The following is a 13,318-nucleotide window of genomic DNA, read 5'->3' as shown; positions in this document are numbered from 1 at the left end:
ATTCACACGACTAAGGACTGAGTTATGCCACAAACCACTACCGCCGCGACAACCGGCACCTGGACAGAGGAAGAGATCCGCCAGCAGCCTGCCAGCTGGATCCGCTCGCTCAACAACATCGATAAACTGCGTGCTTCGATCGACAGTTTCCTGACGCCGCTGCTGCGCAAGGAGGATCTGCGGATCGTCCTGACCGGCGCGGGCACATCCGCCTTTATCGGCGATATCGTTTCTCCCTGGCTCGCGAGCTACACCGGGAAAAACTTCACTGCCGTGCCGACAACCGATCTGGTCACGAACCCGGTGGACTACTTCAGCCCTGCGCATCCGCTGCTGCTGATTTCGTTTGCCCGCTCCGGCAACAGCCCGGAAAGCGTCGCGGCCGTCGAGCTGGCAAACCAGTTCGTGCCGGAGTGCTACCACCTGTCGATCACCTGCAACGAGGCGGGGAGCCTGTACCAGAACGCCGTCGACAGCGATAACGCCTTTGCCCTGCTGATGCCTGCCGAAACGCACGATCGCGGGTTCGCGATGACCAGCAGCATTACCACCATGATGGCGAGCTGTCTGGCGGTGTTCGCGCCGGAAACGATCAATAGCCACACCTTCCGCGACGTCGCCGATCGCTGTCAGGCGATCCTCACCGCGCTCGGCGATTTCAGCCACGGCGTCTTTGGCAATGAAGCGTGGAAACGCGTCGTCTATCTGGGAAGCGGCGGCCTGCAGGGCGCGGCGCGCGAATCGGCGCTGAAGGTGCTGGAGCTGACGGCGGGCAAGCTGGCGGCGTTTTACGATTCCCCGACGGGCTTCCGTCACGGGCCGAAGTCGCTGGTCGATAGCGAAACGCTGGTGGTGGTGTTTATCTCCAGCCATCCGTATACGCGTCAGTACGATCTGGATCTGCTGGCCGAGCTGCGCCGCGATCGCCAGGCCCTGCGCGTCGTCGCCATCGCCGCTGAAAACGATCCGGTCATTGAAGCGGGTCCGCACATTCTGCTGCCGCCTTCACGTCCGTTTATCGATATGGAACAGGCGTTCTGCTTCCTGATGTATGCCCAGGTCTTTGCACTCACCCAGTCGCTCAGCGTAGGCAATACGCCCGATACGCCATCCGCCAGCGGGACGGTCAACCGTGTAGTGCAGGGCGTTGTTATTCATCCGTGGCAGGCTTAAGAGGATCGGATCATGAGTATCATTTCAACCAAATATCTTCTGCAGGACGCACAGGCAAAAGGCTACGCCGTTCCGGCGTTCAACATCCACAACGCGGAGACGATCCAGGCGATCCTTGAAGCGTGCAGCGAAATGCGATCGCCGGTGATCCTCGCGGGCACGCCGGGCACCTTTAAGCATATTGCGCTGGAAGAGATCTACGCCCTGTGCAGCGCGTACTCCCACACCTACAACATGCCGCTGGCGCTGCATCTCGATCACCACGAATCGCTGGATGATATACGCCGCAAGGTCAACGCGGGCGTGCGCAGCGCGATGATCGACGGCAGCCACTATCCGTTTGAACAAAACGTGAAACTGGTGAAGTCGGTGGTCGATTTCTGCCACCTCAACGACTGCAGCGTCGAAGCCGAGCTGGGCCGTCTGGGCGGCGTGGAAGATGACATGAGCGTAGACGCCGAAAGCGCGTTCCTCACCGATCCGCAGGAGGCGAAACGCTTCGTCGAACTGACCGGCGTTGATAGCCTTGCCGTCGCCATCGGCACCGCACACGGCCTGTATACCAAACGTCCGAAAATCGACTTCCAGCGGCTGGCGGAAATCCGCGAAGTGGTCACCGTGCCGCTGGTGCTGCACGGCGCGAGCGATGTGCCGGATGAGTTTGTTCGCCGCACCATCGAGCTGGGCGTATGCAAAGTCAACGTGGCCACCGAGCTGAAAATTGCCTTCTCTGACGCGGTTAAAGCCTGGTTTGCCGAAAACCCGCAGGGGAACGATCCGCGCTTCTACATGCGGGTAGGCATGGACGCCATGAAAGAGGTGGTCAGAAGCAAGATCGCCGTTTGCGGCTCGGCAAACCGGCTCCTGCTTCCTGCCGAAGCCTGATCCCATCGCGCATTACGTCAATACCTAAAAAATAACTATAAGCCTCGCAAATATGAAGGCGCGTCCTTAAGCCGGACAGCGCCTTCCATTATCCTAAAAATCCGAGGAGTCCCTACATGACACAGGAAAAGTCGTTTAAATCGAAAGCGTGGGAATTTTTCCAAAGCCTGGGAAAGACGTTTATGTTCCCCGTCTCTCTGCTGGCCTTTATGGGGTTGCTGCTGGGTATCGGTAGCTCCATCACCAGCCCTTCCACTATTAAAAGCTTTCCCTTTCTGGGCGGCGAGTTAACGCAGCTGACCTTTGGCTTTATCGCCATGGTGGGCAGCTTCGCCTTTACCTATCTGCCGCTGATGTTTGCCATGGCTATCCCGATGGGCCTCGCCAAACGCAACAAGGCCGTGGGCGCTTTTGCCGGGTTCGTTGGCTATATGCTGATGAACATGAGCATCAACTACTACCTGACCGCCACCCACCAGCTTGCCGACGCCGCCACCATGAGACAGGTAGGACAATCGATCGTGCTGGGGATCCAGACCCTGGAGATGGGCGTGCTGGGCGGCATCGTGGTGGGGGTAATCACTTACTTCCTGCATGAGCGTTTTCAGGACACGGTGCTGCATGACGCCTTTGCGTTCTTTAGCGGCATTCGTTTTGTGCCCATCATTACCGCACTCACGCTGTCGCTGGTCGGGCTGTTTATCCCGCTGTTGTGGGAATACGTGGCGCTGGGCATTGCCGGAATTGGCCATATCATTCAGAGCACCAGCGTTTTCGGACCGTTCCTGTACGGTGTAGGCGTGCTGCTGCTTAAACCCTTTGGTCTGCACCATATCCTGCTGGCGATGGTGCGCTTCACGCCGGCAGGCGGCATTGAGATGGTCAACGGCCATGAAGTGGCCGGTGCGCTGAATATCTTCTACGCCGAGCTGAAAGCCGGACTGCCGTTTAGCCCGCACGTTACCGCGTTTCTGTCACAAGGCTTTATGCCGACCTTTATCTTTGGCCTGCCTGCCGTGGCGTACGCCATCTACCGCACCGCGCGTCCGGAAAACCGCCCGGTAATTAAGGGGCTGCTGCTTTCCGGCGTGCTGGTTTCCGTCGTCACCGGTATTTCAGAACCGATTGAGTTTCTGTTCCTGTTTATCGCCCCCGCGCTTTACGCCTTCCATATCGTGATGTCGGGCCTGGCGCTGATGGTGATGGCCCTGCTGGGGGTCACCATCGGCAACACCGACGGCGGGATTTTGGATCTGCTGATCTTCGGCGTGATGCAGGGGATGTCGACCAAATGGTATCTGCTGTTCCCGGTCGGTATCGCCTGGTTTGCCATCTACTTCTTCGTCTTCCGCTGGTACATCCTCAAACACGATATCAAGACGCCGGGACGTGAAGTGGACGCGCAGGGTGCGCAGCAGGCCGTCGAAGCCAACACCCGCGCGCGTGGAAAATCGAAATACGATCACGGGCTTATCCTGCGCGCGCTCGGTGGCAAAGAGAACATCGAGTCGCTCGACAACTGCATCACCCGCTTGCGCCTGGTCGTGAAGGAGATGGGGCTTATCGATCAGCAGGAGCTGAAAGCGGCTGGCGCCCTGTCGGTGGTGGTGCTGGATGCTCACAGCGTTCAGGTGATCATCGGCCCGCAGGTGCAGAGCGTCAAAACCGGCATTGAAGCCTTAATCTAACAGGGGGTTGTTGTGTTTGATTTCGACAAAATCATCGAGCGTAAAAGCGATAAGTGCCGTAAATGGGACCATGCGTTTGTCTGCTCACGCTTTGGTGATGTCCCGCAGGGGTTTATCCCGCTGTGGATCGCAGACATGGACTTCACCTCGCCGCCGGCCGTTATTGAAGGCTTCCAGCGCATCGTGGAGCACGGCACCTTTGGCTATACCTGGAGCTTCGACGAATTTTACGACGCGGTGATGGCCTTCCAGCGCACGCGTCATCAGGTTGAGGTGGAGAAGTCGTGGCTCACCCTGACCTACGGCACCGTCTCCACGCTGCATTACACGGTCCAGGCGTTCTGCACGCCTGGCGATAGCGTGATGATGAACACGCCGGTCTACGATCCGTTTGCGATGGCGGCACAGCGCCAGGGCGTGCGGGTGCTTGCTAACCCGCTGTCCGTGAAGGAAAACCGCTATCAGCTGGATTTTAATCTGGTTGAAGATCAGCTCAAAACCCACCGTCCAAAACTGTGGTTCTTCTGCTCGCCGCATAACCCCTCGGGCAGGATCTGGCGCGCGGATGAGATACGTCAGGTCTCCGATCTCTGTAAACGCTACGGCACGATTCTGGTGGTCGATGAGGTTCACGCAGAGCACATTCTGAAAGGCACATTCGTCAGCTGTCTGACCTCGGGCTGTGCCGCACTGGACAACCTGATCGTGCTGACGTCGCCAAATAAAGCCTTCAACCTAGGCGGGCTGAAAACGTCCTACTCCATGATCCCGGACGATTCGCTGCGCCAGCGCTTCCGCCAGCAGCTTGAGAAGAACTCGATTACCTCACCCAATATGTTTGGCGTATGGGGGATTATTCTCGCCTACCAGCACGGCCTGCCGTGGCTCGACGCGCTCAACGACTATCTGCAAGGCAATGCCCGCTACCTTGCGGACGCTATTCAGACCCACTTCCCGGCGTGGAAGATGATGAACCCGGAATCGTCGTATCTGGCCTGGATAGACGTAAGCGCCGACGACCGCAGCGCCACAGAGTTGACCCAACATTTCGCCCAGCAGGCCGGTGTCGTGATTGAAGACGGCAGCCACTACGTGCAAAACGGCGAAAACTACCTGCGGATTAACTTCGGCACCCAGCGCTACTGGCTGGAGCAATCCATCAACCGAATGCTGAAGCATTTCTGATTAGGATCTTAACCGATGAAAAAAGTGCTCACTCTCTCGCTGCTGGCCCTGTTTGTTTCTCAAGGTGCTCTGGCCACCAACTACGTGCTCAATAACGACAATATTGCTCTGTCATTTGATGACGCAAACTCAACGGTAGTGGTTAAGGACAATAAGGCTAACCATCCGCTCACGCCGCAGGAGCTGTTCTTCCTGACGCTGCCGGACGAGACAAAAATCCACACCGCGGATTTCACCATTAAGCACGTCGAAAAGCAGGACAACGCTATTGTCGTCGACTTTACCCATCCGGACTTTAACGTAACGGTGAAGCTGAACCTGGTGAAGGGAAAATACTCCAGCATCGACTACACCGTTGCCGCAGTCAGCCAGCCGCGAGACGTGGCGAAAATTACCTTCTTCCCGACGAAAAAGCAGTCTCAGGCACCCTATGTTGACGGGGCGATCAACAGCTCGCCGATCGTTGCTGATTCGTTCTTTATTTTGCCGGACAAGCCCATCGTTAACACTTACGCCTATGAAGCGACCACCAATCTCAACGTAGAACTGAAAACGCCGATCCAGCCAGAGTCGCCGGTCAGCTTTACCACCTGGTTCGGCACCTTCCCGGAAATCAGCCAGCTGCGCCGCAGCGTGAACCAGTTTATTGATGCCGTGCGTCCGCGACCGTACAAGCCTTATCTGCACTACAACAGCTGGATGGATATCGGCTTTTTCAATCCGTACACCGAGCAGGATGTTCTGGGGCGGATGGACGAGTGGAATAAGGAGTTCATTACCGGACGCGGCGTGGCGCTGGACGCCTTCCTGCTGGACGACGGCTGGGACGACCTTACCGGGCGCTGGCTATTTGGCCCGGCATTCAGCGACGGTTTTGGCAAGGTTCGGGAAAAAGCCGACAGCCTGCACAGCTCGGTCGGACTGTGGCTCTCGCCGTGGGGAGGCTACAACAAGCCTCGCGACGTTCGCGTCTCGCATGCAAAAGAGTATGGGTTTGAAACCGTCGACGGGAAGCTGGCCCTGTCAGGACCGAACTACTTTAAGAACTTCAATGAGCAGATCGTTAAGCTTATCAAAAACGAACGCATTACCTCATTCAAGCTGGACGGGATGGGTAATGCCAACGCGCATATCCAGGGCAGCCCGTTTGCCTCGGATTTTGACGCCTCTATCGCTCTGCTACATAACATGCGCAGCGCCAACCCAAATCTGTTTATCAACCTGACGACCGGCACCAACGCCAGCCCATCCTGGCTGTTCTACGCCGACTCGATCTGGCGCCAGGGCGATGACATTAACCTGTACGGGCCCGGCACGCCGGTACAGCAGTGGATGACCTACCGCGATGCCGAAACGTACCGCTCCATTGTGCGCAAAGGCCCGCTGTTCCCGCTGAACTCGCTGATGTACCACGGGATCGTCAGCGCGGAAAACGCCTATTACGGGCTAGAGAAAGTACAAACGGACAGCGATTTTGCCGATCAGGTCTGGAGCTACTTCGCGACCGGCACGCAGCTGCAGGAGCTGTATATCACTCCTTCAATGCTGAACAAGGCGAAGTGGGATACCCTTGCGCAGGCGGCAAAATGGTCGCGGGAAAACGCCAGCGTGCTGGTGGATACCCACTGGATAGGCGGAGACCCGACGGCGCTTCAGGTTTACGGCTGGGCGTCATGGAATAAAGACAAAGCCATTCTTGGTTTGCGAAACCCGTCGGACAAGCCGCAAACCTACTATCTGGATTTAGCGAAAGATTTCGAAATCCCGACAGGAGAGGCAGCGCAGTTTAGTCTGAGAGCGGTATATGGCCGTAATGCAACCGTACCGGGACAATACAAAAACGCCGTGGTGATTACGCTACAACCGCTGGAAACGCTGGTGTTTGAGGCGGTGCCAGGAAAATAAAAAGTGTTCAGATCTGTAGGCCGGGTAAGGCGCAACCGCCGCCCGGCAAAAAGACGGCTGGGGCTTACTCCCCCTGCTGCTCCAGCGCGTACTTATACAGGGCATTCTTCTTCACGCCGTGAATTTCCGCCGCCAGCGCAGCCGCTTTTTTAAGCGGCAATTCGGCCTGTAGCAATGCCAGCGTGCGCAGCGCATCGGCTGGCAAGGCATCCTCTTCTGCTTTATGCCCTTCGACAATCAGCACCATCTCACCTTTGCGGCGGTTTTCGTCTTCCTTCACCCACGCCAGCAGTTCACCCACCGGTGCGCCGTGAATGGTTTCCCAGGTTTTGGTCAGCTCGCGCGCCAGCACGACGTAGCGGGACTCACCCCAGACGGTAACCATATCGTCCAGGCTTTCCAGCAGGCGGTGGGTGGATTCGTAGAAAATCAGGGTGCGCGGTTCCGCTTCCAGGTCTTTTAAGACGTCGCGACGGCCTTTGGATTTGGCGGGCAGAAAACCTTCATAGCAGAAACGGTCAGACGGCAGACCTGCGGCGCTTAACGCAGCAATCGCGGCGCACGGTCCCGGCAGGGGCACAACGCGAATGCCGGCTTCACGGCAGGTACGCACCAGATGGTAGCCGGGGTCGTTAATCAGCGGCGTTCCCGCGTCGGAGACCAGCGCAATGTTCTGCCCCTCCTTGAGCTTCGCCACCAGCGTGTCGGCTTTTTGTTGCTCATTGTGATCGTGCAGGGCAAACAAACGGGCGTTAATCGCGAAATGCTGCAGCAGTAAACCGGTATGACGAGTGTCCTCAGCCGCAATTAAATCAACGGCTTGCAATACAGTGAGTGCACGTTGGGTAATATCAGACAAATTCCCGATAGGAGTAGGTACAATATAAAGCTGGCCTTGAGAATTATCTGCCGTTTCGTGTTGTTTCATTGTTTCGTCCGTATTGCCGATTTAATATTGAGCATTGCGTAAAAAAAATCACTGGATACAGTATGGTACCGTTAACGTTTCTTCGAAAAAAAGCCACGCGCAGCGTGCCGCTTCTGCTGGCAGCCCTGATCTTTGCAGGCTGCGGCACCCAGGCACCTGACCAGAGCACCGCCCATCTTGAGGGTTCCGCTCAGGCTGATTCTGGCTTTTATCTGCAACAAATGTCGCAGAGTTCAAATGATACCAGGATCAACTGGCAATTACTCGCCATTCGTGCACTGCTGAAAGAGGGAAAAACCCAGCAGGCTGCAGAGCTGTTCGGCCAGCTGCCGAAAGATCTTAACGATACCCAGCGTCTTGAGCAGAGCCTGCTCTCTGCCGAGCTGAAGGTCGCGCAGAAAGAGTATGACGGCGCGAAAAAGATCCTGGGTAGCATCGACCTGAGCGCGCTGGATAAAAACCAGCAGGCACGCTTCTGGCAGGCGGGTATCACCGCTGAACAGGGGCGTCCTTCCCTGACGCTGCTCCGCGCGCTTATCGCTCAGGAACCGCTGCTTGCCGGTGCCGACAAGCAGAAAAATATTGATGCCACCTGGCAGGCTCTTGCCGCCATGACCCCGGATCAGGCAAAGGCGCTGGTCATCAACGCGGATGAGAACGTGCTGCAGGGCTGGCTTGATCTCCAACAGATGTGGTTTAACAACCGCACCGACCCTAAGATGCTGAAGGCCGGTATTACCGACTGGCAGACTCGCTACCCGCAAAACCCGGGCGCCAAAATGCTGCCAACCCAGCTGGTGAACGTGCAGAACTTTAAGCCAGCATCGACCAGCAAAATTGCACTGCTTCTGCCGCTGAATGGTCAGGCGGCGGTGTTTGGCCGTACGATTCAACAGGGCTTTGAAGCGGCGAAAAACGGCACTATGCCGGTGACGGGCAGCGCGGTGCCGGTGCAGGCAGCACAGGCGGCCAACGTGAACGATGTTGTCAGCCCTTCCGCCGCCGAGACCAGCGATCTGACCACGGCGCAAACCCCGGCGCAAGGCACGATGCAAAACCCGGTGACCGCACCGACGACGCCTCCGCCTGCTGCAGAACCAGCAACACAGGCGCCAGTGGAGACACCTGCTTCTCCTGCAGCGCCTGAGGCAACAGCAGAACAAACTCAACAACAGCCAGCACAACCAACCACTCCACCTGCCGCGCAGCCGCAGGCCGTGGCGACCACCAGCCCTAACCCTGGCACCGAACTGAAAATTTACGACACCAGTTCGCAGCCGCTTGACCAGGTACTGGCTCAGGTGCAACAGGACGGGGCGAGCATCGTTGTCGGTCCGCTGTTGAAAAACAACGTGGAAGAGCTGATGAAGAGCAATACCACGCTAAACGTGCTGGCGCTCAACCAGCCGGAGCAGGTTCAGAACCGGGCCAATATTTGCTACTTCGCGCTCTCTCCGGAAGACGAAGCTCGCGATGCGGCACGTCATATCCACGAGCAGGGTAAACAGGCTCCACTGTTGCTCATCCCGCGCAGTACGCTGGGTGATCGCGTAGCGAATGCCTTCGCCGATGAGTGGCAGAAGCTGGGCGGCGGTATCGTGCTGCAGCAGAAATTCGGTTCCGTCTCAGAACTGCGCGCGGGCGTAAACGGCGGAGCGGGTATCGCGCTTAACGGCAGCCCGGTGACCGCCAGCCTGCCACAGCAGCAGGGCGTGACCATTGGTGGGCTGACCATCCCTGCCCCACCTACCGACGCGCAGATCGGCGGCGGTGGAAAAGTGGATGCGGCTTATATCGTTGCCACACCGCAAGAGATCGCCTTTATCAAACCGATGATTGCGATGCGTAACGGCAGCCAGAGCGGCGCAACACTCTATGCCAGTTCCCGCAGCGCGCAAGGCACCGCTGGCACGGATTTCCGTCTGGAAATGGACGGCCTGCAGTACAGTGAAATTCCGATGCTCGCGGGCAGCAACCCGGCGCTGATGCAGCAGGCGCTGAGCAGCGTACGTAACGACTACTCACTGGCGCGTCTGTATGCCATGGGAGTCGATGCATGGGCGCTGGCGAACCACTTTACCCAGATGCGTCAGGTACCGGGCTTTGAGCTTAACGGCAACACCGGCGATCTGACCGCGACGCAGGACTGCGTGATCAACAGGAAGTTATCATGGCTCAAATACCAGCAGGGACAAATCGTCCCGGCCAGTTAAGCCGTAAAGAGACCGGCGATGCGTGGGAGTTAAAAGCGCGTCGCTGGCTTGAAGGCAAAGGACTGCATTTTATCGCCGCTAACGTTCGCGGACGTGGCGGCGAAATTGATCTGATCATGAAAGAGGGTCAGGTGATTGTGTTTGTAGAAGTCCGCTTTCGACAGTCTTCCCGTTTTGGCGGTGCTGCCGCCAGCGTGACGCTCGCCAAACAACATAAATTATTACAGACTGCCCACTTGTGGCTTGCCCGCCATAATGGGAGTTTTGATACTGTGGATTGCCGGTTCGATGTGATAGCCTTCACCGGAAATGAGATCGAATGGCTTAAAAACGCTTTTGGCGAAGACGCATAATTACGATTTAAAAGGGATAACGTGCTCGAAAGAATTAAAGTGTGCTTCACAGAAAGCATCCAGACTCAGATTGCCGCGGCGGAAGCCCTTCCGGACGCGATCTCTCGTGCTGCAATGACGCTGGTGCAATCCCTGCTTAATGGCAACAAAATCCTCTGTTGTGGCAACGGTACCTCAGCCGCCAACGCACAGCATTTTGCTGCCAGCATGATTAATCGTTTTGAAACCGAACGCCCGAGTTTACCTGCCATTGCACTTAATACCGATAATGTGGTCTTAACAGCGATTGCTAATGATCGTCTGCATGACGAAATTTACGCAAAGCAGGTGCGCGCCCTGGGGCATGCCGGTGATGTGCTGCTGGCCATCTCCACGCGCGGCAACAGCCGGGACATTGTCAAAGCCGTTGAAGCCGCGGTCACCCGTGACATGACTATCGTCGCCTTAACCGGCTATGACGGTGGTGAACTGGCGGGTCTGCTGGGGCCGCAGGATGTGGAAATCCGCATTCCGTCTCACCGTAGCGCACGTATTCAGGAGATGCATATGCTCACGGTAAACTGCTTATGCGATTTGATCGATAACACGCTTTTCCCTCACCAGGATGATTAAGGAGTTTTTATGAAGGCTTTATCGACCCTCGCAGTCCTTATGTCTGCATTGCTGCTTCAGGGATGTATCGCTGCGGCTGTCGTGGGTACTGCCGCAGTAGGCACCAAAGCGGCGACCGATCCACGCTCTGTAGGAACGCAGGTGGATGACGGTACGCTGGAGCTGCGCGTCAACAGTGCGCTGTCGAAAGACGAACAAATTAAGAAAGAAGCGCGTATCAACGTGACGGCTTATCAGGGCAAAGTCCTGCTGACGGGTCAGTCACCGAATACCGAACTCTCCAGTCGCGCGAAACAGATCGCCATGGGCGTTGAGGGCACTACGGAAGTCTTCAATGAAATCCGTCAGGGCCAGCCAATCAGCCTGGGTACGGCGTCGTCTGACACCTGGATCACCACAAAAGTCCGTTCCCAGCTGCTGGGTTCAGATCAGGTGAAATCCTCAAACGTAAAAGTGACGACCGAAAACGGTGAAGTGTTCCTGCTGGGTCTGGTTACCGACCGTGAAGGGAAAGCGGCAGCGGATATCGCCAGCCGGGTCAGCGGCGTGAAGCACGTCACCACCGCGTTTACTTACATCAAATAAAAAAACCTCACTTGAAGGGATTTTTGTAGGCCCGGTAAGCGTAGCGCCACCGGGCTTTTTTTCACAGAAGCGCAATGCTTCCCACCAGCACCCCACTTAACGCTACCAGCCCCGCTGTCAGCCACAGCGCTTTTGCCGGGAAAGACTTACGCAGCATGACAAGCGACGGCAAACTAATGGCCGGCAAGGTGATAAGCAGCGCCAGCGCGGGCGCGGTGCCCATGCCAGCCAGCATCATGGTCTGAACAATCGGAATTTCAGCCGCCGTTGGGATCACAAACAGGCAGCCAGCAACGGCCATCGCAATCACCCACATCAGCGTGTTATCAATCGCGCCATCCGCATGCGGGAACAGCCAGACGCGCGCCGCGCCGAGTACCAGAACCGCCAGGATATAAACCGGAATGGTGCTCCAGAAAAGTTGCCACAGCGCTTTACCCCAGCGGGCAAAGAAACTGCCCTGCGGCTCGCTGATGTCCAGCTCAACAGAAGCGGGCTCTGGCGCTTTCTCTTTCACCAGATTTTGCACCAGCGTCGCCACCACCAGCACCGTCAGCAGCCCGGCAACCAGGCGGATAGCCGCAAAATGCCAGCCGAGGACAAAGCCCATAAACACCAGCGTTGCTGGGTTGAGCAGCGGGTTGCCCATCCAGAACGCCAGCGCACCGCCCATCGAGACACGCTGACGGCGCATTCCTGCGGCCACAGGGGCTGCACAGCATGAACACATCATGCCCGGCAGAGAGAAAATCGTCCCCAGCAAGGTGCCCTGAAAGCGTGGCTGCCCGAGGGTTTTCACCAGCCAGTTTCGCGGAATAAGTACCTGAATCAGCGACCCCAACAAGACGCCTAATACCGCAGCTTTCCAGACAGCCAGGAAGTAGACCATGGCGTAGTCCCACGCCGCCTTCAGCGGGCTGGCATCCGCCTGCGCGAGTATCGATTTACCAATGCTGTGCGTTTCGGCGGCGGTGAAGGCCTTGCCATAGTACGGCTGCCATTTCACATACCAGAGGCCAATGATGACCACGAGAAAGAAGAGTGCGGGCTTCCACCATTGGACAGGTGTCGCCGCCTGAGATGAAGACTGACCAGTCATACCATTCCCCGGAGAGTGTTATTGAATAAGCCGGAGAAGTTTACGCCTCGCCCTGCGCGATTTCACGCAGTTTTGCCGAAGGGATGATATTGACCCCTTCCTGCGACGGTGCCAGCGCCTCTTTCAGCATCGCCTGCGCGACATCCCGCGCCTCAATGGACTTCCAGTTACCCGGCAGGATGCGAAACAGCGGAGCGAAAACAGACTCGTTAAAGCGCCGTTCGTCGCGGTGCCCCATCAGCATGGAAGGCCGCACAATGGTCAGATATTCCCACTTCTGGGCAATCAGCGCCTCTTCCATCTTGCCCTTCACCTGGTTGTAAAAAAACGGCGAGCCGGTGCTCGCGCCGTGCGAACTGACCACCAGAAAATGCTTTGCCCCCAATTTTTTCGCCGTCAGTGCGGTATCCACCACTAGGGTGTAATCCGCATGGACAAAGGCTTCTTTACTGCCCGCCTCACGCCGCGTCGTACCGAGGCAGCAAAAGGCGATATCAATCGGGTCCTGCACCTGCGCCAGCGCGTCGGTGAGCTGCGGGTCGTGTGGGTTAAAGACGCCAGAGATATCCAGCAGCGGGCGACGCGTCGGTGCGGCGATATAGTTAATATGGCGATCCTGGATCAGCAGCCGCAGCAGATGCCCGCCGACCAGCCCGGTTGCGCCCGTAATCAGTACCTGGCTCATCGTATCC

12 protein-coding genes are annotated in these 13,318 nt (G+C 57.2%); 9 read left to right on the top strand and 3 right to left on the bottom strand.

From position 1 onward, the window contains the following. Window positions 1–24: 24 nt before the first annotated feature. The 5 genes from O1723_RS02985 to O1723_RS02965 all read left to right on the top strand — a co-directional run bounded on the left by O1723_RS02985 (window position 25) and on the right by O1723_RS02965 (window position 6,836). Entirely contained in the window at window positions 25–1,173 is a 1,149-nt protein-coding gene (locus tag O1723_RS02985; RefSeq protein ID WP_248191011.1) for an SIS domain-containing protein, read from the top strand. Between the two features lie 12 nt (window positions 1,174–1,185). Continuing rightward, window positions 1,186–2,058 (top strand): tagatose-bisphosphate aldolase subunit KbaY, encoded by an 873-nt coding sequence (gene kbaY / locus O1723_RS02980; protein WP_023337849.1) that lies wholly within the window; start codon window positions 1,186–1,188, stop codon window positions 2,056–2,058. 116 nt (window positions 2,059–2,174) lie between these two features. Beyond that, window positions 2,175–3,746: a maltose/glucose-specific PTS transporter subunit IIBC gene (malX, locus tag O1723_RS02975; protein WP_023337850.1), complete on the top strand. Its 1,572-nt coding sequence runs from the start codon at window positions 2,175–2,177 to the stop codon at window positions 3,744–3,746. 12 nt (window positions 3,747–3,758) lie between these two features. Beyond that, on the top strand, window positions 3,759–4,931 hold the full coding sequence (locus O1723_RS02970; protein WP_023331383.1) for a MalY/PatB family protein: 1,173 nt from the start codon (window positions 3,759–3,761) through the stop codon (window positions 4,929–4,931). 15 nt (window positions 4,932–4,946) lie between these two features. After that, window positions 4,947–6,836, top strand: coding sequence for an alpha-galactosidase (locus tag O1723_RS02965; protein WP_023337851.1), 1,890 nt, complete (start codon window positions 4,947–4,949; stop codon window positions 6,834–6,836). Window positions 6,837–6,900: 64 nt separating this feature from the next. Here the strand turns inward: O1723_RS02965 and rsmI are convergent, their stop codons facing one another. After that, entirely contained in the window at window positions 6,901–7,764 is an 864-nt protein-coding gene (gene rsmI / locus O1723_RS02960) for a 16S rRNA (cytidine(1402)-2'-O)-methyltransferase (RefSeq protein ID WP_014885356.1), read from the bottom strand. A gap of 62 nt (window positions 7,765–7,826) precedes the next feature. On the opposite strand from rsmI, the gene O1723_RS02955 reads away from it, so the two are divergent. From O1723_RS02955 to dolP, 4 genes are read left to right on the top strand one after another with little or no spacing between them, the layout of a single operon-like run. Then, a complete protein-coding gene (locus O1723_RS02955) occupies window positions 7,827–9,977 on the top strand; it encodes a penicillin-binding protein activator (protein ID WP_248191010.1) in 2,151 nt (716 codons plus the stop codon). Next, window positions 9,935–10,330, top strand: a complete 396-nt coding sequence (locus O1723_RS02950; RefSeq protein WP_014885358.1) for a YraN family protein — start codon at window positions 9,935–9,937, stop codon at window positions 10,328–10,330. The genes O1723_RS02955 and O1723_RS02950 overlap by 43 nt, the downstream gene beginning before the upstream one ends. Window positions 10,331–10,351: 21 nt before the next feature. Continuing rightward, entirely contained in the window at window positions 10,352–10,942 is a 591-nt protein-coding gene (diaA, locus tag O1723_RS02945) for a DnaA initiator-associating protein DiaA (protein ID WP_003861754.1), read from the top strand. 9 nt (window positions 10,943–10,951) lie between these two features. Further along, complete coding sequence (gene dolP, locus O1723_RS02940) at window positions 10,952–11,527, top strand: division/outer membrane stress-associated lipid-binding lipoprotein (protein ID WP_014171764.1); 576 nt, start codon at window positions 10,952–10,954, stop codon at window positions 11,525–11,527. A 61-nt stretch (window positions 11,528–11,588) separates the two neighbouring features. On the opposite strand, the gene O1723_RS02935 is transcribed toward dolP, so the two are convergent. Both O1723_RS02935 and O1723_RS02930 read right to left on the bottom strand, forming a co-directional pair. Beyond that, on the bottom strand, window positions 11,589–12,626 hold the full coding sequence (locus tag O1723_RS02935) for a permease (protein WP_023337853.1): 1,038 nt from the start codon (window positions 12,624–12,626) through the stop codon (window positions 11,589–11,591). A 40-nt stretch (window positions 12,627–12,666) separates the two neighbouring features. Further along, window positions 12,667–13,311 carry an NAD(P)H-binding protein gene (locus O1723_RS02930; RefSeq protein ID WP_014885360.1) on the bottom strand — a complete coding sequence of 215 codons (645 nt, stop codon included), beginning with the start codon at window positions 13,309–13,311 and terminating at the stop codon, window positions 12,667–12,669. Between the last annotated feature and the right edge of the window lie 7 nt (window positions 13,312–13,318).

This window comes from Enterobacter cloacae complex sp. HYC080_NIDB (assembly GCF_056673325.1).
The sequence above is the reverse complement of the archived record's forward strand: the minus strand, read 5'-3'. Positions and strand labels throughout refer to the sequence as shown.